This window comes from Campylobacter sp. CFSAN093238, from assembly GCF_012898015.1.
In the GTDB taxonomy this organism is placed as follows: domain Bacteria; phylum Campylobacterota; class Campylobacteria; order Campylobacterales; family Campylobacteraceae; genus Campylobacter_D; species Campylobacter_D jejuni.
In genome coordinates, this window is record NZ_CP040611.1 from 1,385,915 (window position 1) to 1,410,430 (window position 24,516).

Below are 24,516 nucleotides of genomic sequence, written 5' to 3' on the forward strand. Positions count from 1 at the left end.
TATGAAAAAATCTTTAGTTTTTGCATTTTTTGCATTTTTTTTAAGTCTAATCTTAACAGCTTGTAATTCAAACTCAAATGAAAACAACGCAAGTTCTACAACAAAAACCAACACTGCTACGGTGAAAGTTTTGCCTATTAGTATGAGCGATGAGGGTGATAGTTTTTTAGTGAAGGATAGTCTAGGAGAAAATAAAATCCCTAAAAATCCTTCTAAGGTAGTGATCTTAGATCTTGGAATTTTAGATACTTTTGATGCTTTAAAATTAAATGATAAAGTCGTTGGCGTTCCTGCTAAAAATTTACCAAAATACCTACAACAATTTAAAAACAAACCTAGTGTAGGTGGAGTACAACAAGTTGATTTTGAAGCCATTGATGCTTTAAAACCTGATCTTATCATCATTTCTGGACGCCAAAGTAAATTTTATGATAAGTTAAAAGAAATAGCTCCAACTTTATTTGTAGGTCTTGATAATGCAAATTTTTTAAGCTCTTTTGAAAACAATGTCTTAAGCGTTGCAAAACTTTATGGTTTAGAAAAAGAAGCTTTAGAAAAAATTTCAGATATTAAAAATGAAATTGAAAAAGCCAAAAGTATAGTTGATGAAGATAAAAAAGCTCTTATCATTCTTACAAATTCTAACAAAATTTCAGCCTTTGGTCCTCAATCTCGCTTTGGGATTATTCACGATGTTTTAGGGATTAATGCAGTAGATGAGAATATAAAAGTAGGCACACACGGAAAAAGTATCAACTCTGAATTTATATTAGAAAAAAATCCTGATTATATTTTTGTTGTTGATAGAAATGTCATCGTAGGCAACAAAGAACGCGCTCAAGGCATACTCGATAATGTGCTTGTCGCTAAAACCAAAGCAGCACAAAACAAAAAAATCATCTATCTTGATCCAGAATACTGGTATTTAGCAAGTGGAAATGGACTAGAGTCTTTAAAAACTATGATTTTAGAAATCAAAAACGCTGTAAAATAATATAACTTCGCAAGGGCTAGTCTCTTGCTTCGATACTTAATAAAATACTTGGGATTTTCAAGAAAGTTTTAGTGGCGGACAGAGAGGGATTTGAACCCTCGAGACCCGTTAAGATCTGCACCCTTAGCAGGGGTGTGGTTTCAGCCGCTCACCCATCTGTCCAATAAAGTAAAGTGTAATTATACAAAAAAATAAATAATACCTAGCTTAAAAAGCTAGGAAAAATCAAAGGCTAAGATAAGCCAAAAGCAAAGTTACAACAACCCCTACTCCAAGAACTGCAAATTGTTTACTTCTATCTTTTTTATTTGCAAACAAAGTAATCATAAGCCCTGAAATATAAAGCATAAATAAAGTAATACCAAAACCTACACTAAGCACAGAAAAATACCAAGCACCCTTATCTTTATGAAGCATAATCATATCTCCAAGCAAAGATCTTGTTTTTAGAGTAATGCTGTATTCATTAGTAGAATTTTGAGTTATATTAGCACTATAATGAGTTCCACCTATTGTTATACCTTTATCTTTACTTTTAATTATATTTGTATTAGATGGCACTTTTAAACCATTTGTTTTTAAAAACTCTATTAAAGCTTCTCTTTCTTTACCACTTTCTATAACTTTTGACAATTGATACTGCTCAACTTTTAAGCCCACATCTTGATTAATACCAAAAATATACGCTATACCCGTTAAAGCAAAAAGCAAAGCACAAGGCAAGAAGAACAAACTAAGATAGATATGAACCTGTCTAAACAATTTATTTTTATTGATCATTTTAACTCCTTTTTGATTATCAAAATTTGTGATATTTTGACAAAACAAAGTGAAGCAAAAGTGAATTTTAAATAAAAAGTTTATATTTTTTAAAATAAAAAAGAAAAAGCCCCATAATTTATAGGGCTTAAGAATTATTTTTTATCAATCACTTGATAATTATAAGGAGCGAGCTCTTTATCATGCTCTAAAAGTTCTTTTGGAGGATTACCATTAACATCTTTTTCATCTGCATAGTAACGCTCTCCAGCTTTATGATTATTAACATCTACTTTATAATAAAGCTCTCCTGGATTAAATTTTTGAATATCTTCAAAACCTAAATTTGAAGTTTTAAAATCTTTAATTCCATTTGCTGCGGCGATTTCTACAAGTTTAGTTTGTCCCATTCTTGCCATATCAACAGCTTGCAATAACATTCTTGAAGCTTCGCGAGGATTATGGAAACCAGTTGAGTTTTCAGCATTAACAAAATCTGCTCTCATTTGAGCTTTACGATGAAGTTCTAAAACTTCTTTTAGTTCTTCGCTAATTTTTTTCGCATCAGCTTTTCCATCGCTTTGGAATTTTTCCATATTACCTAGTTCATCGCGTAGTTTTTTAGTATCCATAATCAAACTAACAATTGCATACTCTGCAGTTCTTTGATCATGTGCAACGCTATTTTGTATGTCAAGCACTTGAGCTTTTAAATAATCTTCGCTTTGTTTATGACAAGACTTACAAGCAGAGTTAATATCTCTTAAAGGAGAGGTGATATTGTGTTGAGTAACCTTTTTAGCTCCTTCTCTAACATAAGGCATATGACAATCCACGCAACTTACCCCATTTGCAGCATGCACACCGCCACTATAAAGTTCGCTTTCTGGGTGTTGAATTTTAATAATTTGCGCCCCTGTTAATTTATGAGTAAAATCAGCTCCAAATACTCCACGAACTTTATCATAATAATCATCTAACATTTCAATTCTAAATGGTTGCCCTTTTTTCCACTCACTCCAAGGAAAAGTTAAAACTATACCATCGGTTTCAATCTCTTTAGCTTTATTACCATCTCTCCAAAATTCATACTCATCATAATTTTTCTGAGTTCCATTCCACCATTTTTTAGAACTATCATCTACAATAGTTTCACCCATTACTTTTACTTTTTCCCCCGTTGGTTTAAAATAGTATTCAACATGGCATTGAGAGCAAACTAAAGTTCTCATTTCTTCTCTTGTAGCTTTTACGCCTTGCACTGGATCTTTTTCATATCCTCTAGAAACTAAAGCATTAATAGCTGCTGGACGAGTAAGTCTTAAACTCATATCATTTGGATTGTGACAATCTGCACAAGTTACACCCATTCTTTTACCACCATGTGGACCTGCATGTTCAGGTGAATTTTCCACTATACCATCAACGGCTGGGATATTTTTAATCATAGTCCAATAATTTGTAGAGTTAAAAGCAGTAAAATCTCCTTTAGCAACATTTTTTATAAGCCATGGAGTCCATCCACTATGACAATTCATACAAGCTGCGGGCTGGCCTTTAAAAGCAGCAAGTCCATGGGCATTAAGAAAATCTTTGTTGTTTCTTGCTGTTTTCATTTGATCTACTTGAACCCAAAAATGCCCTCTTTCTTCATTGAAATCAAGACTAAAAGGATATCCTGCCCAAAGTATGGTTAATTGAGGAAAGCGAATTAATTTTGAATAAGCTAAATTACCACCAAATTCAGTAGCCTTAGGCTCTTCTTTTTCAACCGTTAAATACATTTTTAGTTGCTCTGGAAAAACCTTACCCCATTTTTCAAAATTTGGATCATCATCGCTAAGCAAAGAAAAATCAGCATTTGCTGCAATGGCATTTTTATTTGCTTCATCTTCTTTTTTTTGATTGATATCATTATTTAGCCATAAAACTCCCGCTATAAGTAAAACCAAAACGACAATACCTAAGCGTAAAATATTTTTTTTCATTCATCTTCTCCTTATTAAATTCCGTGTTTATGTCCAACATCTTTATGACAAGAAGCACAATTTAATGACTTGTCTGCATGTGGATTTGTTGTAGCATTGATAGCTGTTTGAGCAAAATCTGCATGACAGCGTATGCAGTTTTCTTGCACCATTTTTCTGCTTTTTTCAGTCGCACTCAAATTTGTAGGCAACTCATCAAGTTTAAAAGTAAAAGCATAAGCATGTCCTAAACCACTTTGCGCTTTAGCTATCCACTTAGCTACAAAATTATGTGGCAAATGACAATCCACACAAGTTGCTCTTGGTTCGCCTTTGACTTTTTGAGAGTGTGGTCCTGCCATGTATTCGTTATAAACTTCATTCATAATATGGCAGTTATTACAAGATTCACTTGCATTGCTTAAATAAGATGTGCCCTTAGCGTTATAAAAAGTATAAAACCCAACCGCAAAGAAAACAAAAAGCAAAACAAGAAAAATAGTAAAAAGATTCGAAGTTTTCTTCAAAATTTTCCTCCTTAAAATTATCATTTCTTAAAATCTTCAATGAAACAACAATGTCACAGAATTTCCCAGAAATAAATTTTGTGATTTTAACATAGATGAATTTAATATAATTTTAAAGATATATTTACTCTTAATTAACCTAAAAAATTTAAAACTTTTATTCAATAATTTCAAAATAAATGATAAAATACAACTAAAAAAGGAAAAATTAATGCAAACAAGTCCTGATATGTTTATCAATCGCGAACTTTCTTGGCTTCGCTTTAATTCTCGTGTTTTAGACCAATGTTCTAAAAATTTACCCTTGTTAGAAAAATTAAAATTTATAGCTATATATTGCACTAATTTAGATGAATTTTATATGATACGCGTCGCAGGCTTAAAACAACTTTTTTCAGCTGGAGTTAATGCAAGCAGTAGCGATGAAATGACACCGTTGCAACAATTAAAAGCCATACGCAAATACTTACACCAAGAAAAAGAGCTTTTGGAGCGTTATTTTAATGAAATCACAAGTGAATTAGAAAAAGAAAATCTTTTCATAAAACATTATGAGAATTTAGATGAAAATTTAAAACAAAAATGTGATGAGTATTTTTTCTCCAATATTTTTCCTGTTATTGTTCCAATAGCTGTTGATGCTACTCACCCTTTTCCGCATTTAAACAACTTATCTTTTTCACTAGCGGTTAAAATTTGCGATAAAGCACATCCTGAACTTGTAAAATTTGGAATGATTAGAATTCCAAGAGTTTTACCTCGTTTTTATGAAGTAAGTGCAAATATTTATGTTCCTATAGAAAGTATAGTCCATCAACACGCAGAAGAAATTTTTCCAGGCTATAAACTCTTAGCTTCAGCAGCATTTAGAGTGACTAGAAATGCAGATATGGTAATAGAAGAGGAAGAAGCTGATGATTTTATGATGATTTTAGAACAAGGCTTAAAACTTCGCAGAAAAGGAGCTTTTGTAAGATTGCAAATTCAAAAAGATGCAGATGAGCAAATCGTAGAATTTCTTAATACTCACATGAAAATTTTTCATAAAGATGTTTATGAATATTCTATTTTACTCAATCTCCCTAGCCTTTGGCAAATCGCAGGAAATAAAACCTTTACGCATCTTTTAAGCCCACTTTACACGCCTAAAACTTTACCACCTTTTGATGAAAATTTATCTATTTTTGACGCTGTAGAAAAAGAAGATATACTCATCATACAACCTTTTGAAAGTTTTGATCCAGTTTATAAATTTATCAAAGAAGCAAGCAAAGATCCTGAAGTAATTTCCATAAGAATGACACTTTATAGAGTTGAAAAAAATTCCAATATAGTTCAAGCTTTAATTGATGCTGCAAGTGATGGAAAACAAGTAACTGTGATGGTAGAATTAAAAGCACGCTTTGATGAAGAAAATAATCTTCATTGGGCGAAAGCTTTAGAAAATGCCGGAGCTCATGTTATTTATGGCATTACAGGTTTTAAAGTCCACGCTAAGGTTTCTCAAGTCATACGCAAACAAGGAGATAAACTTAAATTTTATATGCATTTAAGTACGGGAAATTATAATGCAAGCAGTGCTAAAATCTATACTGATGTGAGTTATTTTACAAGCAAAGCAGAATTTGCAAGAGATACGACAAGCTTTTTCCACATCTTATCGGGCTTTAGTAAAAATCGTCGCCTTCAAACTCTTTCAATGAGCCCAAATCAAATCAAAGAAAAAGTTTTAGAAATGATACGCATTGAAACAAGCAAGAAAAATGAAGGTGTGATTGTAGCTAAAATGAATTCTCTTGTGGATAGTGATATCATACAAGCGCTTTATGAAGCAAGTATGGAAGGAGTGCAAATCGATCTTATCATACGCGGAATTTGTTGCTTAAAACCTGATGAAGAATACAGCAAAAACATACGCGTTAGAAGCATCATAGGAAAATACTTAGAACATGCTAGAGTATTTTATTTTAAACATAGTGAGCCAAATTATTTTATATCGAGTGCAGATTGGATGCCAAGAAATTTAGAACGCCGTTTAGAACTTATGACTCCTATATATGATGAAAGAAGCAAAGCTAAATTAGCTCAATTTTTACGCTTGCAACTTAGTGATAATGTTTTAGCTTATAAGCTTAAAAATAATGGAGAATATGAAAAAATTCCTTCTTCTGAAAAAATCATAGATTCTCAACAAACCTTAGAAGAATATGTAAGTAAAATTTATAAAACACTTAAAAAAGATACAGATCAAAGTCGTGCAACGCACTTAGCTTCCAAACTTTTCAAAGAAAACTAAAAGTTTTTAGGGTTTTTTACTCTAAAGACTTATTTACTTGTTTGTTATAAAAAAGGGCTTTAAGATAAAGCCCTAGGAGATTTCCCATAGAAATAAACAATCATTTCTAAACTATAAAAAGATTTAGAAATGATTTTTAAGATTAAAATTTATACTTAAGTCCTACTTGACCACTTAAGTAAGTTTCATTTTTATTATCTACTTTACCTGCTAGTATTTGTTTAGCACCAAAGCCAAGATTCATACTGAGTTGATTTGTAAAATCTACATTACCCCCTACGATAATTTGTCCGTATGTTTTTTTCTTGTTGTTAGCTTCAATACTAGTAAAGAAAGCATTATTTACAGCTAGGTTAGCTGTGTAATCATCACCACTATTGATAACAAATTGTTCTATTTTTGGAGTTACAAAAATATAAGAGTTTTCATTCATATATTTTCTAAATTCAGCACCCACTTCAACACTTACAGAATTGTTTTTCATAGAATCAATATCTTTAGCAATAGCACCATTTTCTGTATGAGATGGAGTATAACTAAAATAATAATTTACTCCCGCAAAAGGTTTAATAAATAAAGTATTATCACTAAAGTCAAACACACGACCTGCATTAGCACTAAGTCCTAAGAATTTGCTTGTATAATCTGAGTTATATGCACCATCTATTTGAACATTGTCTTGTTTAGTTGGAGAAACTTGAGCATAAGCTTTAAGATTAAGTTCCCATTGTGGAGCTATATTGATAGTAGAATACATACCTAATTGGAAGTTATCGCTTTTTTGTTCTAAATTATTGTCTTTGATTTTAGCATTTGCATAAGTAAAATAAGCACCCCATAAAACATTATCATTAGCTTGTTTATCTACTCCCACGGTAGCACCATACATTGCACCACTATCTCCATCGATAATGTTAGCACCACCAAAAGCATTAGCCCAAACACTATTGGTATATTCATTTACATAGCTTGGTCTCATATCGCTATCTAAAGCAGCAAATTTAAGACCATTCATTTTAGAAGCATAAGTTCCAAAAGGATTGTTTAGCATTGCTACACGAGAACCTATAGAAACATCATTAGAAATATTCATAGTGGTATTTACTGCACTAGAAGCTGAATTTAGATTAGATACAGATTTACCTGTATTGTCTGTATCTTTTTTGATATCTAAAGCTAGTTTTACACCTTCTCTACTTGCTAAATCTGCTCCTATACTTCCTAATTGTTCTGTGATAGAACGAAGTGCTAGGATAGAAGCTTTATCATTAGAGTTAAGATTTCAATTTGAATTTTTATTTACTAAATCAATGTATTTTTCATCATCGATTTTACCGCCGTTTTTCTCAGCTTCTTCTAACATTGTTTGAAGTTCAGTTTTTTGTTTTTCAAGGGCTTCTTTGGCTTTTGCCCATTCTTCATCTTGATCGGAATCAAATTCATTTTTAAGCAATTTATCGATAGTATCTATATCTACTTGAAGTTGAACTAGCTTATCTTTAGCCGCTGCAGTAGCACCTCCATTGATCACTAAGCATTTATTGCCACCGCAGTTTTGAACGCTAAGTTTATAATCTACTAAGCCTTTTTCTCCATCGCCGTATTTATCTTCATCACTAATATCTATTATAGTTCCTGCTTCCAAAGGATCTTTGCCTTGAACATCGGTTGAGATATAATCACTTGCGAATTTTAAAAGTAATGCACCTGCGTTATTATTTGCTTTTAAGTCTGTATAAGAGCGCTTCATAAGTCCAAAATTTGAATTTTTAAGATTTGCAGTTCCATTTACCTTAACAAAATTTCCATAAGTAGCAAAAAAGGGTTTTATCGGCAGTAAAATTTCCATTTATAGTTAAGCTACCATTAGCACTTTTTTCTTCAACTACTCCATTATAAAGAATTATACCTGAACCTTTTTTTCATCCTCAGTAATGGCTTCACCTCCTGAGCTAGTCATAGTTAAATTTCCATTAATCACCGAAGGTGCAAAAGCTTGTAAAACTATATCTGTTGTTTTAACCTCTTTAGCAGTAGCGTTTAGATTTGTTACATAAGCAGGATTTTTTTATTGTTATGTGTAAAGCTTAAAGTATTGTCTTTACCGATATCAATGTTAAATCGACAATCAGCGCTATCATAATCATCGTTTGGTAAATCCCAAACACCTATTGTGATACTTAAATCTTGCCCTTTGTAATCATCAGGATTTTTAAGATTGATATCCTTACCATTTTCTTCAAAATATTTTCCTATATCTGAAGACCCTGTAAGATTGATTTCTTGCGCAAAAGCACTCGAATAAAGCAAAGTTGCTACACCTAAGCTTAGCAATATCTTGCTTGAAGCATTTTTTTTTCATAAGTTTCTCCTTCAATAAATTTAAACTGAAGGAATAATTATACCCCCCCCCTAAAAACAAGCTTAAAAATAAAACTATAAATTTTTAATGAAAAATTATAAAACCTAATATATCAAAGTTTTAAGGGTAATAAATCGTTCTTAACTTCATATAAAAAATTCTAAAAATTTGAAATAAACTTATGATTTACTTAAAATTAGCGTGATGGTGGAAGCGAGGGGAATCGAACCCCTGTCCAAAAATAATCCCACAAAGACCTCTACATGCTTAGCAAAGATGACTACTTCACCCTACTTCGCTCATCTTCCAAAACTCAAAAGCAAGGCTAAGACCTTATTTCACCTCAACGCTTGTCAAACGCAAGGCTACACTATCAAAAATGACCGAAAATTAAGCTAGATAGTATGACTTAAATTTCAGGCTCAACTGAACTTACGCAGCTTTAGCGTAAGCAGGAGCGAATTTAACGTTGTTTGCGTTTAATTTTATTTGGGCTTTTTACGCTTTGCCCAAAGCGACATGCCATCTAAGCAGACTTACTCCTGTCGAAGCCAAGTCGCTCCCTTATTTAGAAATAATATTTGGAACATTAACAATTAAAGGATTAAAAACCGCTAAAACAGAATCATCATTTTCATATGAACGACAATATTTTTCAAACTGATCACTCATCAAAAGCATCCAATCCGTAAATTCATCACTAGCAGGCCCGTTAAAGCGATTTGCTTGCGCCATCATCTCTTCACAAAATACACAAAAATCAGTCACTTCTTCAAGATTTAAGCGTCTTGCTGCCCAAGCGGTATTGTGTGCTAAAGTTTCAAGCTCTTTTATGGCTTCTTTATAACGCACGCTATCGCTTCCAAGCTTGATGATTAAAGGTTCAAACCTATCGCACATGGTTCTAAAAAATTGTAAAAATTTTTCTATATCGTCAATTTCATAATCTAATTCTAATTTTGTTAAAATTCCCATTTTTAAACCATAATCATTAAAGTTTAATGTAAATTCTAGCAAATTTTAGCTAAAATCTTATTTTAATTTTTCCAAAATATAAGCAAAGATATGGATAGAATAGTAGAAATAGAAAAATACTCCTTTGATGAAACTTATGAAACTTCATTGCGTCCTTCAAATTTTGATGGTTATATAGGTCAAGAAAGCATTAAAAAAAATTTAAATATCTTTATAGCTGCAGCCAAAAAACGCAATGAATGTTTAGATCATATACTTTTTAGTGGTCCTGCAGGACTTGGAAAAACAACACTAGCTAATATCATCTCCTATGAAATGGGTGCAAATATCAAAACAACCGCCGCTCCTATGATAGAAAAAAGCGGGGATTTAGCCGCTATTTTAACCAATCTTAGCGAAGGGGATATACTTTTTATTGATGAAATTCATCGCTTAAGCCCTGCTATCGAAGAAGTGCTTTACCCTGCAATGGAGGATTACCGCCTTGATATTATCATAGGTAGTGGTCCAGCTGCTCAAACCATAAAAATCGATTTACCAAAATTTACTCTTATAGGAGCTACAACGCGTGCAGGTATGCTTAGTAATCCTTTGCGAGATCGTTTTGGTATGCAATTTAGATTAGAATTTTACAAAGATAGCGAACTTGCTCTCATCTTGCAAAAAGCAGCTTTAAAACTTAATAAAACTTGCGAAGAAAAAGCCGCACTTGAGATCGCTAAAAGAAGTCGTTCAACCCCTAGAATAGCTCTAAGGCTTTTAAAAAGGGTAAGAGATTTTGCTGATGTTAATGATGAAGAGATTATCACAGAAAAAAGGGCTAATGAGGCCTTAAATTCTTTAGGAGTGAATGAGCTTGGTTTTGATGCGATGGATTTAAGATATCTTGAACTTTTAACTGCTGCTAAACAAAAACCTATCGGACTTGCAAGCATTGCTGCGGCTTTAAGTGAAGATGAAAATACCATAGAAGATGTAATCGAGCCTTATTTACTAGCTAATGGCTATATAGAACGCACTGCAAAAGGGCGTATAGCAAGTGCAAAAAGTTATAGTGCTTTAAAACTAAACTATGAAAAAACTTTATTTGAGGAGTAAATTTTGCAAAATGGAAAATTCTTTCTTATAAGCTTTATTTTAGTTATTTTATTTCTTTTACTTTACCTTTTTAAAGGTTTTTTACTTGTAATTATCATAGCTAGTTTAATGGCGGTAGCTACCTCAAACATCAATGCAAAATTTTTAAATCTTACTAAAGGACATAAATTTTTAGCTTCCATTCTTACAACAGCTTGTATGGTTTTGCTTTTCTTTGCACCTTTTGTTTATGCTATGATAGAACTTGCCAAAGCTTTAAAGAATTTTGATATTAATTTAGTTACACAAACACTTGATTATGTCAAAAACTATCAATTCACCTTGCCTGAAAGCTTTAATTTTTTAGAACCTAAAATTAAAGAATTTTTAGCTTCTATAGATTTAAATAGTATTTCTAAACAAATTCTAAGTTATGCTTCAAGTTTTACAAAATCAGGGGCTAAATTTCTTATAGATATGGTTTTAATTTGTGTGTTTTATTTCTTTGCAAATCTATATGGAACAGAACTTGTTATCTATCTTAAATCCATCATTCCTATTGATAAAAAAGAACTCGATGATGTTTTAAGCGAAGTGGGTAATGTTATGGCTGTTGTGCTTTACTCTATGGTAATTGTAGCAATATTTCAAGGTGCACTTTTTGGTTTAATCACAATATTTTATGGTTATGATGGAATTTTAATGGGAGTAATTTTTGCTGTAAGTTCTCTCATACCTGCTATAGGAGGAGCTTTAATTTATGTGCCTGTAAGTCTTTATGAATTTGCCTCAAACAATCTTAACTCAGCTCTTGTTATTTTTATTTATTCTATAATTGTAATTTCTTTTATAGCAGATACTTTAATCAAACCTTTAATCATCAAATGGATCAACAAAAAACTTGTAAAAACCCCAACCAAAATCAACGAACTTTTAATTTTCTTGGCCATGATAGCAGGAATTTCAACCTTTGGTTTTTGGGGTATTATACTAGGTCCTGCGATTTTAACTTTTTTTGTATCAACTTTAAGAATGTATGTGATTTTAAAAGATAAGAATTTAATTTAACTTGCCTTAAAAAAGGCAAGTTTTATGTTCTAGGCTTTTGGGCCTATCATTTTAGTAGGATCAACAAATTTATTGAAATCTTCTTCGCTAACCAAACCAAGCTCCATTGCGCTTTCTTTTAAAGAAATACCTTTTTTATGGGCATTTTTGGCTACTTTAGCAGCGTTTTCATAACCTATGTATGGGTTTAGAGCGGTAACTAGCATTAAAGAATTATGAAGATTATGATCGATTTTTGCACGATTTGGTTCTATGCCTACAGCACAATGGATATTGAATGAATGCATAGAATCAGCTAACAAATCAAGACTTTGCAAGAAATTATAAATAATCACAGGCTTAAACACATTAAGTTCAAAATTTCCTTGACTTGCTGCAAATCCGATAGCTGCATCATTTCCCATCACTTGTACAGCAACCATAGTAACAGCTTCACACTGGGTAGGATTTACCTTACCTGGCATAATCGAACTTCCTGGCTCATTTTCAGGGATGATAAGCTCACCAAGACCGCATCTTGGGCCTGAAGCTAACCATCTTATATCATTTGCAATTTTCATTAAATTTGCAGCCAAACCCTTCATAGCTCCATGAGTAAAATTGATCGCATCATGACTTGTTAAAGCATGAAATTTATTTGGACTTGAAACAAATTTCGTACCTATAAGTTGAGTTAGCTCTTCACTTACTTTTTGGCTTAATTCTGGATGCGCATTAAGCCCTGTTCCTACTGCGGTTCCTCCTATGGCAAGTTCTCTTAAAGTTGGTAAAGAAGCGATGATTTGCTCTTTTGAATGCAAAAGCATAGAAAGATATCCACTAAATTCTTGTGCTAGAGTAAGTGGAGTAGCATCTTGTAAATGCGTGCGTCCTATCTTGATAATACTATCAAATTCTTTTACTTTTTTTTCAAAAGTTGCAATAAGCTCATCAAGCGCAGGGATAAGCTTTTTCTCTACTTGCTCAACCGCAACAATACTCATAGCTGTTGGAAAAGTATCATTTGAACTTTGACTCATATTAACATGATCATTTGGATGTACAAGCTTTTCTTTGCGAAAATCCCCGCCCATGATTTCAGTGGCACGATTTGCAATAACTTCATTCATATTCATATTGCTTTGTGTGCCTGAACCTGTTTGCCAAATCGCAAGTGGAAAATTATCATCAAATTTACCTGCGATAATCTCATCGCAAGCTTGAACTATAGCATTTTTCTTAGCATCATCAAGTTTGCCAAGTTTGTTATTGACCAAAGCTAAAGATTTTTTAAGATTTGCAAAAGCATAGATTAAAACCTTTGGCATTTTCTCGCAACCGATTTTGAAATTTTCAAAACTTCTTTCAGTTTGAGCTCCCCAATATTTGTCATTTGGGACCTTAACTTCACCCATGGTATCATGTTCAACTCTGTATTCCATAATTTTTTCCTTTGATTAAAATTTTATTTATTATAAGCTAAAAAAATAAATACTTTCAAAAACGTTTTCCTACTGAACTCATTAAATGCAATTCATAGGCATTATGAGAAAATCTATTCATTAACATAAACTGCCAAAATACATTGTTTTTATATAAAAATTCTGAATTAAAACCTTGACTTAAAATATTATCTTTTAATTTATATTTTTGAATAAAAGCAATAGGAAAATCAACAAAACTAGCCTTATTTTCTAAAGTTCTTCCATAAATTCTTTTTTCAAAAATTACAAAAGTAGAAAAAGAAGCTTGATAATCATCTTGCTCTATATTTTTAGCAAGATTAAAACCTAAATTTGCATTTATGCTATGATGTTTTAAACTTTCATAATTTTTAGCAAAAGGACTTTTATTTTCTTTAAAATCTTCTTGATAAAAAAAACTATGTGTAAAATACATTAAAGGATTAAAAATAAAATCTTGACCTAAAATAATATCTTTAGTTACACCAAGCTGGGCTGAAGTTTGCAATGTTTTATATTTGCCTTCAATTGGCTGCTCTACTACAAAACGATTAAGAGTATTAAATCCTACACCTATACCTAATCCACTTAATATTTTTATAAAATCTAAATCATGGTTATAATTAAGCAATAAATCCATGTTATAACTCTTCAAATCACTACCATTATTAAAATTAAATTTAGCGCTAGAAAGAGATAAAGCATAAGCTAAAAAGCCTGATGAGAAATTTTCTCCTAAAGAGATATTAGCACCTGTTTTTTGACCTGAAAAATCTTTATCTTTATAGTATTTATAACTTGGAGTAAGATGCCAAAAATATTCTTCATTGCTAAAAATTCTAGGTAAATAAGTACTAGCAAGTAAGATATTATTGTTTTGTGCAAAATTATTAATATTAAGAGGATGAAGGGTAAATAACATATTATTTTGCATTAAATTAGATTGATTATGATTACTAAAAGTGCTTAAATACCCTGAACCTTCTATTCTATTTAATTTAGTCTTTACATCTATTCCATTATCTAAAGAAGCAAAAAATTCCTGATAAGTCTGACTCAAGTCTGCCCTAGATCGCAATTGTCTTAAAGCATTTCCCAAGCTTGTATTAGGAATTTCGTAAGCATTTGGCTTTAAATTAGGTTTTATTAAGGTTTTATTAATACTCACTAAATCATCACTTAAAACAAAATCAAAATTTAAAGCATAGGTATTTTGTATCAAAACATGATTAAAAGATGATAAACTTTTTTCCAAATCTCCTAAATTAATTTTCACTGGCTTATTTAAGATATAGTATTTAGGTAAAGGAATATATTCTAAATTCCCGCTCTTAATATCATAAGTTTTTGCAATCAGTTTAGAATTTTTATAATTACCAAAATCAAGTTGCAATTTAGAGTCAACTCCTTCTTGAGTATAAGTTCCTTGCACGGTTAAATCATTCAAATCTTCATTTCCAGGTCTAACTATGCCTTTATTGTTTAAATTTTGCCCTACAATACCATTACCGCTTAATATTGCTTTTTGTTCTACATAAGCATTATTTTTAACTTTTCCTTTAAGCTTTAATTCTCCTTGTTTGATTAAAGTTGCACCCTCATAAGTATTTTGACCACTGATAATCAAAATACCTTCACCTTCTTTAGATAATCCTATGTTAAGATTAGCTAAATGTGTAGGTTTATTAATAGCACTTGATAAATGAGTACTTTCATCCCATTTTCTTTGACTAATATCATTAGAAAATTCAGCATCATAACCTGCAGTGTTTATAGTATAATAAGCTGTATTAGGTTCTTGCTCATATTTTAATACATCCTGATCACTGAGTCTGTTTGCATCTAAAATACTCAGTCCTTTTAACGCCTTTTGTGCATCTAAAATTCCTTGTCCAAATAATTCTTCTTTCTCAACTCTAACTACTCCATTAATAGAACTAATAGTAGAAGTATTAAGTTTTTGTGACTGCGCACTATCTCTATTATCCCAAATATAATCACTATAATCAATCCATTGTCCATTAACTTGAACTTGTATTCCATTGTAAAGCTGTTTTAAATCCCGTTTTATTTCATCTTCTATCCTAGGCGGATCTTGCGAAATATACACAATAAGAAATTTAGGTTGATTTGTTCCATCGGTTACTTGTTTAACAGTAAATTTTGGAGCCTTATAATTTTTATTTGCTGTACTTAACAGTATATCAGCAATTTGCTTACCATCCAAAAAGGGGAAATTTTGCTTGACCAGTGCCGCTGTTCCACTTACCATAGGTGCTGCCATAGAAGTTCCACTTTTTTTTGTAAACTTATCATTAGTGCTTGAATCAACATTATTAATATTTACTCCAGCAGCAACTAAAGAAAAATTCGTAGCTCCCTTAAAACCATTACTAAAATCAGCCAAACCTTGACTTTTAATTATTAAAGTCCCATCTGATTCTAAAGTAATCTCATTTGCATCCAAAGCTCCAACAGCCAACCAAGCTCTTAAAGATTCATCATAACTTGGTAAAATCGCATGCAAAGCAGGGCTAAGAATTCCTTCATTACCAGCAGCAAATACATTTAATACTCCCTTGTCCTTGCTAAGCCTCATCATATCATTAGCAACCTTATCTGCTTTCATAACATATTCCAAAGGAGTATTACAGATATTATAGCTTGTCCCTTGATTAGTTTGAGTACAATCTACTAATCCAGAATTTGAAGCCTTAAGATTAAAATAAGGATAAAAATTAATACCCCAGCTATTATTAATAATACTCACATCTTTGAAAAAATTATAAATATCAGGAATTTGAGTGTAAGAGCCATTTGGAAACACCCCAGCTCCATAAAATTTTGCCCCATAAGCCACTCCATAAGGTTTGCTATCGCCTATCTTTGCTCCAACAGCTATACCTGCTACATGACTTCCGTGTGTTGATTTTTTCAAATCAGGTATAAGCTGTTTCCCAGCTGTATCAGTAGGATAAGTAGACTTTAAAATCTTATCCTTTAAACTAATATGATCTTGATTAAAAGCATCATCGGCTACACCTATTATAATAGTATCTCCACTATACCCTAGCTTATGTACTTTATCAATATGATGAAGTTCAAATTCGCTTAAAGCAAAAAGTTTACAAACTAAAGTTAAACAAAAAAATTTTTTCATTTCTATTCTACCGTTACGCTTTTAGCCAAATTTCTTGGCATATCCACATCATTGCCAAGTCTTATGGAAATTTCCATCGCCAAAAGTTGAGTAATGACCATCATTTCAAAAAATTCACACATATAATGATCTTGCTCATTGGTTTTTATAAAATCATCACTTAAATCAAATTCTAAAGGTGAAATGCTAAGCACTGTAGAATCCCTAGCAATAAGCTCTTCAACATTTGATTTTGTTTTTTCATAAAGCATGTGCTTTGGCATTAAAGCTATAGTATAAAGCTTAGAATCAGCCAAAGCAATAGGGCCATGTTTCATCTCTCCTGCAGGATAACCCTCAGCGTGAAGATAAGATAATTCTTTAAGTTTCAAAGCTCCTTCTAAAGCCAAAGGATAAAACACATCTCTGCCTATAAAGAAAAAGCCATGTCCATCTAAATAACGCTTGGATAAACGATGAATTTTTTCATGTAAAGCCTGTTTTACACTCACGCAATTTGGAGTATGCAAAAGTGCTTTAATTTCAGCAGAAACATTTAAATTTCTTTTTTGTGCCATAAAAATAGCAAGCATCCAAAGTGTTAAAACCTGAGTAGCAAAAGCTTTAGTTGAAGCAACTCCTTTTTCTATGCCCGCACGAGTTAAAAGACTTAGATGTGCTAAACGCACTATATTAGAATTATCCACATTGCAAATTGCAAAAGTCTTAGCACCCTGCTCTTTTGCAATCTTTAAAGCCTCTAAAGTGTCTGCTGTTTCTCCACTTTGAGAAATAACGATAAATAAAGAATCTTTTTTTATAATTGCTTCACGGTATCGAAATTCACTTGCAATTTCTACTTTAGCTTTAACTTTAGCAATTCTTTCAAACAAATAAGCACTTGCCATTGCAGCATGATAGCTTGTTCCACAAGCACAAAGCGTGATTTCATCTACTTGACTTAAATCTTCATTGTTTAGCTCATCAAAAACGACTTCATCGCCTTGAATACGCCCCATTAAAACTTCACTCATCACGCGACTTTGTTCATAAATTTCTTTTTCCATAAAAAAACGAAAGCCGTCTTTTTTTGCATAAGCCTTATCGCCTGAAAGCTTAGAAAAACAAAGTGATTTTAAAATATCATTTTCATAAACGACAAGCTCATCTTTACTCGCGTATCCCAAGCTTAAATCTTCAAGATACATTACCTCATCACAACTTCCTATCAAAGGCGCATCACCTGAAGAAAAATACCATTCTTTATTTGCATTTTTACCGATAATCAAAGGAGCAGCATTTTTTGCAAAATACACATGATTGGGATCTTTTTTTGTTACTAACAAAGTAGCAAAAGCACCGCGAAGTTCTTTGATGGTTTTTTGCCAAGCTTCAAAAACTCCCAAATTTCTTGCATATAATTCAAAAAGCTGGACAATAACTTCTGTATCGGTTTGACTTAAAAAACTCACGCCTTCTTTTTCAAGTTTATCTTTGATTTCTTTATAATTTTCTATAATACCATTGTGAATCACACAAGAATACTGTCCTAAATGAGGATGTGCGTTGATTTCAGTAGGCTTACCATGAGTTGCCCATCTTGTATGACCTATAGCAAAACCATAACCTTGACTTTCAAAATCCGTGCATTTATTCGCCAAATTTTCAAGCTTTCCTACAGCTTTAAAAAAACTGAGCTCTCCTTCTTGCATCACTGCCATACCCGCACTATCATAGCCACGATATTCCAATTCTTTAAGTCCATTTAGTATAATTTGTTTTTTTTCATTATTTCCTATATAACCTACGATTCCACACATTTTTTTACTCACTTATTAATAAATTAACTAACTTTTGCTCGCTATGTTCTAATTTTTCATTCTTTTGAAAAATAAAAATATTACGCGTCCTTTGTCTTATGGTTTGAATTTTTGCTGCACATAAAACAAGTTCAAGTTCATTAAAAACATTCATCAAATACGCCATTAAACCCTGCTGATCTTTCGTATTAAGACCTAATTTGGCATACATTTTAGAATAGTTTAAGTCTAATTTTAACTCATCTTTTTTAATGATTGGCTTTTTAATTTTTTTCAAATTAAAACCAGAAAGATTTGAATTTAAAAGCTCGCAAAGTTTTAGTTTTTGCTCATCACTGATAATATTATCATATTCAAATCTTAAATAAATTTTATTATCAAAAAGTTCAAAAAAATTCATGAAAATAAGATTTAAATTTGTTAAAGAACTTAAAATAATGGCAATATTAAAATGAAGTGGTGCAACAATTTGCAAACTAAGATTTGTTTCATTATTAAACCAAAATTTAAAATCATTTTCTTTGGCTAATTTAGAAATCATAACAATATCTTCAAAAGTATTTTTTATAATAAAAAGATTTGATTTGATATGTATGATTTTATCTTGCAAAATTTCATCTTGCTCTAAAAAAATCTTACTTCTTTTAAGTGTTAATTCTTTTTTTACTCTTCTTGCGCTTTCTTCAAGTAGATTTTCATCTTCAAAACCTTGTTTTGCATTTTCTAAAAGTTTATCAAGAACTCTAAAATAAAAAGCATTATAATTTAAAGCCTTAGCCTTTAGCCAAGTTAAAGTATATAAAAGCTCTAAATTTTCTAAATTTTCTAGCTTAGAAACCAAACTACTTACAACAATAGGATTGTATATATCTTCTTTTTCTACAAGATCTTTTAAGGCATTATTGTTTTTAAATATCTTAAGACCCCATTCTAAAATTTCATTCTTTAAATCAAATTTAGAGCAATACGCTCTATATATGCCTGCTAAAGAAATTTCATTTTCACTTTCTATAGCGCTTAAAAGTATCACAAGCTTTAAAATCATTTTTTCATCGGTTTTAAGTTTTTGGAGTATCTCAAGCTCATCTTCGTATTTTTCAAATTCACTTAACATAAGAAAAACTTGCTCATCAAAACTATAATTTCCTTCTTCATCGCTTAAAAAACGAACTGTCCAAAAAGGCTTACATAAATCTTTTAAAATTCCACTATCAAGCAAAAGTTTTAAAACACAAAAACTATGCCTTTTATAAAAAATTTTCTCAAAAAGTATTAAAGCTTTTTCTATATCTTTTTTACCGTATTTCAATCTTCTTAGGGCAAAAACCAAGTTAAGATCGAAAATAACATGTTTATCTTCAAGTCTTAATAAGTATTCTAAAACTTCCACAAGAGTTTTAAATTTATATTCTTGTTTAAGAGTATGATTTAATCCATCTTGAATTTGCTTTGCTAAAAAGTGTGTATAAAAACCTATAGTATGCATACTTTGCAAAGCCTTTTGAACCAACAACTCATTTGCTCCAAAATGTTTTTTAGCTTTTTTATACATTAATTCACTCAAATCATGAACATTAATAAGTAAAAATTCATCCTCATCTTTAGCACTTAATAAATTCATCGCTGATTTTAAAGAAAGTAAAAAATCTCCAGCTAAACGCAACTCGCTTAAATTTTTTTCATCTATAAAATTTAAAGCATAATTTTTTGGAGAAGTCTTAAAAAGAACAAGCAAACTCTCTAAGGATCTTAAATGATTTAATCCGCCAAAATCTTTTAAGATATTAAATTCTTGCTTTATAAATGGAATGTCAAATTCTTTAAAATTTTCTAGCAAAAGCTTGGCAAAATCATTTTTATTTTCTTTTATAATACTCTCAAATTTTATCTTAATCCCTTTAAATAAAATCCTAGAACCACATATGAAACGAGTTTGTATTATGGAAGTCTTAAGCTCATTGCTAGCATTATAAAGTCCATTAAATTCTAAGATAACCGAATCAATTTGCAAATGCGCATCATTTAAAATTTCGATAAAAGCCTTAATCATAGGTTTTAAATGAAAAGCCTTAATATCTTTATAAACAAAAATCAAAGAAATACTTTCATTAAAACAAAGACTATTATTTGCATATGCTTTGCTTGCTAAAACACAAAAAGGGATATTATCACTTGGAGGTGAAAAATCATCAAAATAATCTTTAAGAACTATATCATAAGCTTTTTTTATGAAATTATCCATATTTTTAGAATGATATAAGCTAAACGCCCCTTGCTTAAGAAAAAATTTTCTACAACTTTGGGTATAGGAACTAAGATTTTTTTTAAAAATTTCTAATTCTTTATTTAACAAAATTTCTACTCTCTTTAAAATTTTAATATCTTAATAATAATCTTAACAAAAATATCTTTTATTTTGGCTTTTTCTATAAACTCTTTTTCAGTAAGCAAAAATTATAATGCTTTATTTAAAAACAGCAAAAGAGTAAAATTAAAATGAAAAATTTAATCACCAAACTAGAAAATGAAGAAAGATTAAACCAAGAAGAAGCCAATGCACTTTGGGATCTAGATCTTTTTACCTTAGGCAAATACGCTCACAAAAAACGCACTAAACTTCATGGAAAAAAAGTCTATTTTAATATCAATCGCCATATCAACCCAACTAATATCTGTGCAGACACCTGTAAATTTTGCGCCTTTTCAGCGCACCGAAAAAATCCTAATCCTTATTTGATGACTCATGAAGAAATCATGAAAATCGTCGATGAAACTGTAAAACGAGAAACCAAAGAAGTGCATATCGTTTCAGCTCACAACAAAGATACAACTTGGCAATGGTATTTAGAAATTTTTAAAATGATAAAAGAAAAATATCCTAATCTTCATGTAAAAGCTATGACTGCTGCTGAAATTGATTTTTTACATCGTCGTTTTAAAATGAGTTATGAAGAAGTGATAGAAAAAATGCTTGAATACGGCGTTGATTCCATGCCAGGCGGTGGAGCTGAAATTTTTGATGAAGAAGTGCGTAAGAAAATTTGTCATGGAAAAGTTAGCAGTGAAAATTGGCTTAAAATTCATAAACTTTGGCATGAAAAAAGCAAGCAAAGTAATGCTACCATGCTTTTTGGACATATAGAAGAAAGACATCACAGGATCGATCATATGTTAAGACTGCGTGATCTTCAAGATCAAACCGGTGGATTTAATGCTTTTATCCCTCTAGTTTGGCAAAGGGATAATAGCTTTATACAAACTGATAAAATCATGGATAGTGAAGAAATTTTAAAAACCATTGCCATTTCTCGTTTAGTGCTTGATAATATCAAAAATATCAAAGCTTACTGGGCAACAATGACTTTAAATTTAGCCATGGTAGCACAAGAATTTGGAGCTAATGATTTAGACGGCACTATAGAAAAAGAAAGTATACAAAGTGCAGGTGGTGCAAAGTCCGCCAAAGGCACAAGTTTAAAAACTTTTATCGATATGATAAAAACTTCAAATCTTATTCCTGTAGAACGCGATAGTTTATACAATGAGCTAAAAACCTACTAAGGAGAAAAAATGAGCTTTTTTAAACTCAAAGAAAACAATACGAGTTTTAAAACCGAAGTTATAGCAGGACTTACTACTTTTTTAGCTATGGTTTACATTATCCCCGTAAATTCTAGCATAGTAGGAAATACAGGAATGCCTATAGAAGCTTTAATCACCGCAACAGCTTTAATTACCATAGTTGCAAGTGCTTTTAATGCTTTTTTTGCCAATACTCCTGTAGCTATGAGTGTAGGAATGGGTTTAAATGCTTATTTTACCTTTGCGGTTTGTTTAGGTCAAAACATAGCTTGGCAAAGTGCCTTAGGAGCTGTTTTTATTTCAAGTATTATTTTTCTCATACTTTCTTTTACGCATTTTCGCCTTTGGGTAATCCGCAATATCCCAAAAGATTTACGCCTTGCAATTTGTGCGGGCATAGGTTGTTTTATTGCATTTTTAGGCTTAAGTCAAATGGGTGTGATAATGCATAATAAAGATACCTTAGTCAGCATAGGAAATTTCAAAAGCCCTCATGTGCTTTTTGGAATTTTCACTCTAGCTTTAATCATCTTTTTTTGGGCTATAAAACTTCGCGGAGCTTTTATTTTGGGGGTATTAGCAAGCTCCATTATTGCTTGGATTTTCCATTTAGACAATGCAAGTTTTCCTGTGCAAATCTTTTCTTGGCCAAATTTTAGCATGGAAAATGGTTTAGGAGCCATCTTTTTACAACTTGATATCAAAAGTGCCTTAAATATTACTATGATACCTATAATTCTTACTTTTTTTATCACTCAACTTTTTGATAGCATAGGAACTATCACAGGTGTGGGTGAAAGAGGAAAGATTTTTGATGATCCCAAAAATGGAGAAAAAAAACTAAGCAAAACCTTAATGGCAGATGCAACAGGATCAGCCTTAGGAGCTATGACAGGCACTTCTACAGTTACAGCCTTTGTTGAAAGCACTACAGGGGTTGAAAGCGGAGGAAGAACTGGGCTTACAGCTTTAGTTGTAGCTATTTGTTTTGCTTTTACACTTTTTTTACTGCCACTTTTTAAAGCCATTCCTGCAAACGCAATATACCCCGTACTTGTAATGGTTGGAATTTTAATGTTTATGGAAGTTAAAAATATAGATTTTAAAGATAGTGCTATAGCTGTAGCAAGCTTTTTTACTATTATCATGATGCCTTTTACTTACTCCATCACCACAGGTTTTGCTTTTGGTTTTCTTTCTTATTTACTTGTACGAATTTTTAAACGCGAATGGGATAAAATCAATCTTGGCATTATAGTTTTAAGTTTATTATCTTTGGGTAATTTTTTACTTATGGCACTACAATAAATAAGGATATATAATGATATTTTACTCCTATGAAGAATTTAAAGAAGATGTAAAAATTCTTGCTAAAGAAATTAAAAAAGATTTTAACCCTGATGCACTTTTAGCTATAGCAAGAGGGGGGATGAGTTTAGGACACTCTTTAGCAGTGGCTTTAAAAACGCGTCAACTTTTTGCTTTAAACTCAATTCATTACGATAATACGAAAAAACTTGATACTATTGAAATTTTTAACATTCCTGATTTAAGCAAGCACAAAAAAATTCTACTCATTGATGATATAGTAGATAGTGGAGAAAGTTTAGCAGAAATAAAAAAAGTTTTGCTTGAAAAATTTCCTCATATAGAACTTAAAATTACAACCATTTTTTACAAAAAAACCGCTCTTTTAGAGCCTGATTTTAAAGTAAAAGAAGCTACTGAATGGGTGGATTTTTACTGGGATATAAACCTTGATTAAAAATTTGCTATAATTTTACTTTTAAAATTTTTAGGAGTTTTTGCTTGAGAATAAAATTTATATCTTTTATTTTAATTTTTTTTGCTATTTTTGCTTTTGCTAAAGAACAAAATTTAGATGATTTCGAACAAGAATACCAAAACTATCAAGTAAACGATCCACTTTCAGGATATAACAAAGCTATGACAAGTTTTAATGTGGCTTTGTATGATTATGGTTTGCGTCCCGTTCTTAAAGGCTATAACACTATTACTCCTGAATTTATAAGATTAGGGGTAAGAAATTTCTTTGATAATTTACTTGCTCCTTTGCGTTTTGTAGGCAATATTTTGCAGTTTAAATTTGAAGAAGCGGGAGAAGAATTTAAAAGATTTACCGCCAATACCATTATGGGCTTTGGTGGACTTATGGATGTGGCATCAAAAATGGGTCTTAAAAAACATCCCGCGGACTTAGGAACCGTTTTGGCTCACTGGGGTGTAGGAAGCGGTTTTCATATTGTCTTACCTATACTCGGCCCTAGTAATCTTAGAGATACTCTTGCTTTACCTGCAACTTGGTATGCAAGTTTTACTGCTTACATTGATCCTACTTGGGCAAGTATAGCTATAAGTGCTTATGGATTTGGTAATGAACTTAGTTTTAGACTTGATGAAATTGATGAAATTTATCACAACACGCCTAATTTATATCCATTCTTGCGTGATGCTTACGAGCAAAGACGCAATGAACTTAGCAAATAA

At 31.4% G+C, this 24,516-nt stretch carries 16 protein-coding genes, 1 tRNA gene, 1 other RNA gene and 1 pseudogene; 8 read left to right on the forward strand and 11 right to left on the reverse strand.

Going from position 1 to position 24,516, the window contains the following annotated elements; genetic code table 11:
* Nucleotide 1: 1 nt before the first annotated feature.
* Entirely contained in the window at nucleotides 2-994 is a 993-nt protein-coding gene (gene ceuB, locus FBF21_RS07140; protein ID WP_002867307.1) for an enterochelin ABC transporter substrate-binding protein CeuB, read from the forward strand.
* Between the two features lie 72 nt (nucleotides 995-1,066).
* Here ceuB and FBF21_RS07145 read toward each other — a convergent pair.
* The 4 genes from FBF21_RS07145 to nrfH all read right to left on the reverse strand — a co-directional run bounded on the left by FBF21_RS07145 (nucleotide 1,067) and on the right by nrfH (nucleotide 4,271).
* Nucleotides 1,067-1,156: transfer RNA gene (locus FBF21_RS07145), tRNA-Ser, on the reverse strand.
* A 63-nt stretch (nucleotides 1,157-1,219) separates the two neighbouring features.
* On the reverse strand, nucleotides 1,220-1,774 hold the full coding sequence (locus tag FBF21_RS07150) for a membrane protein (RefSeq protein WP_002867306.1): 555 nt from the start codon (nucleotides 1,772-1,774) through the stop codon (nucleotides 1,220-1,222).
* 134 nt (nucleotides 1,775-1,908) lie between these two features.
* The gene (locus FBF21_RS07155; protein WP_002867305.1) at nucleotides 1,909-3,741 is read right to left on the reverse strand and encodes an ammonia-forming cytochrome c nitrite reductase subunit c552; all 1,833 of its coding nucleotides are present in this window, start codon (nucleotides 3,739-3,741) and stop codon (nucleotides 1,909-1,911) included.
* A 14-nt stretch (nucleotides 3,742-3,755) separates the two neighbouring features.
* Nucleotides 3,756-4,271: a cytochrome c nitrite reductase small subunit gene (gene nrfH, locus FBF21_RS07160; RefSeq protein WP_010891930.1), complete on the reverse strand. Its 516-nt coding sequence runs from the start codon at nucleotides 4,269-4,271 to the stop codon at nucleotides 3,756-3,758.
* A 163-nt stretch (nucleotides 4,272-4,434) separates the two neighbouring features.
* Between nrfH and FBF21_RS07165 the strand changes: the two genes are divergently transcribed.
* Complete coding sequence (locus FBF21_RS07165) at nucleotides 4,435-6,543, forward strand: RNA degradosome polyphosphate kinase (protein WP_223209795.1); 2,109 nt, start codon at nucleotides 4,435-4,437, stop codon at nucleotides 6,541-6,543.
* 142 nt (nucleotides 6,544-6,685) lie between these two features.
* Here the strand turns inward: FBF21_RS07165 and FBF21_RS07170 are convergent.
* The 3 genes and pseudogenes from FBF21_RS07170 to FBF21_RS07180 all read right to left on the reverse strand — a co-directional run bounded on the left by FBF21_RS07170 (nucleotide 6,686) and on the right by FBF21_RS07180 (nucleotide 9,880).
* Nucleotides 6,686-8,880: pseudogene (locus FBF21_RS07170) on the reverse strand (autotransporter outer membrane beta-barrel domain-containing protein).
* A gap of 230 nt (nucleotides 8,881-9,110) precedes the next feature.
* Nucleotides 9,111-9,469, reverse strand: a transfer-messenger RNA (tmRNA) gene (gene ssrA, locus FBF21_RS07175).
* The gene (locus FBF21_RS07180; protein ID WP_002783915.1) at nucleotides 9,470-9,880 is read right to left on the reverse strand and encodes a hypothetical protein; all 411 of its coding nucleotides are present in this window, start codon (nucleotides 9,878-9,880) and stop codon (nucleotides 9,470-9,472) included. It abuts the tmRNA gene before it with no gap.
* A 90-nt stretch (nucleotides 9,881-9,970) separates the two neighbouring features.
* Between FBF21_RS07180 and ruvB the strand changes: the two genes are divergently transcribed.
* A complete protein-coding gene (gene ruvB / locus FBF21_RS07185; RefSeq protein ID WP_002859650.1) occupies nucleotides 9,971-10,978 on the forward strand; it encodes a Holliday junction branch migration DNA helicase RuvB in 1,008 nt (335 codons plus the stop codon).
* A gap of 3 nt (nucleotides 10,979-10,981) precedes the next feature.
* Nucleotides 10,982-12,025 (forward strand): AI-2E family transporter, encoded by a 1,044-nt coding sequence (locus FBF21_RS07190; protein WP_002869561.1) that lies wholly within the window; start codon nucleotides 10,982-10,984, stop codon nucleotides 12,023-12,025.
* Nucleotides 12,026-12,054: 29 nt separating this feature from the next.
* Here the strand turns inward: FBF21_RS07190 and fumC are convergent, their stop codons facing one another.
* From fumC to FBF21_RS07210, 4 genes are read right to left on the reverse strand one after another with little or no spacing between them, the layout of a single operon-like run.
* A complete protein-coding gene (gene fumC / locus FBF21_RS07195) occupies nucleotides 12,055-13,446 on the reverse strand; it encodes a class II fumarate hydratase (protein ID WP_002859652.1) in 1,392 nt (463 codons plus the stop codon).
* Between the two features lie 55 nt (nucleotides 13,447-13,501).
* Nucleotides 13,502-16,627 (reverse strand): S8 family serine peptidase, encoded by a 3,126-nt coding sequence (locus FBF21_RS07200; RefSeq protein WP_002855745.1) that lies wholly within the window; start codon nucleotides 16,625-16,627, stop codon nucleotides 13,502-13,504.
* 2 nt (nucleotides 16,628-16,629) lie between these two features.
* Nucleotides 16,630-18,426 (reverse strand): glutamine--fructose-6-phosphate transaminase (isomerizing), encoded by a 1,797-nt coding sequence (gene glmS / locus FBF21_RS07205; protein ID WP_002869562.1) that lies wholly within the window; start codon nucleotides 18,424-18,426, stop codon nucleotides 16,630-16,632.
* A 4-nt stretch (nucleotides 18,427-18,430) separates the two neighbouring features.
* On the reverse strand, nucleotides 18,431-20,779 hold the full coding sequence (locus FBF21_RS07210; RefSeq protein ID WP_002918073.1) for a nucleotidyltransferase: 2,349 nt from the start codon (nucleotides 20,777-20,779) through the stop codon (nucleotides 18,431-18,433).
* Nucleotides 20,780-20,922: 143 nt separating this feature from the next.
* Between FBF21_RS07210 and mqnE the strand changes: the two genes are divergently transcribed.
* The 4 genes from mqnE to FBF21_RS07230 are packed head-to-tail and all read left to right on the forward strand — an operon-like array spanning nucleotide 20,923 to nucleotide 24,516.
* On the forward strand, nucleotides 20,923-21,987 hold the full coding sequence (gene mqnE / locus FBF21_RS07215; RefSeq protein ID WP_002856525.1) for an aminofutalosine synthase MqnE: 1,065 nt from the start codon (nucleotides 20,923-20,925) through the stop codon (nucleotides 21,985-21,987).
* A gap of 9 nt (nucleotides 21,988-21,996) precedes the next feature.
* Entirely contained in the window at nucleotides 21,997-23,316 is a 1,320-nt protein-coding gene (locus tag FBF21_RS07220; RefSeq protein ID WP_002856518.1) for an NCS2 family permease, read from the forward strand.
* Nucleotides 23,317-23,329: 13 nt separating this feature from the next.
* Entirely contained in the window at nucleotides 23,330-23,773 is a 444-nt protein-coding gene (locus FBF21_RS07225; RefSeq protein WP_002869565.1) for a phosphoribosyltransferase family protein, read from the forward strand.
* Nucleotides 23,774-23,817: 44 nt separating this feature from the next.
* Entirely contained in the window at nucleotides 23,818-24,516 is a 699-nt protein-coding gene (locus tag FBF21_RS07230; RefSeq protein ID WP_002859657.1) for a VacJ family lipoprotein, read from the forward strand.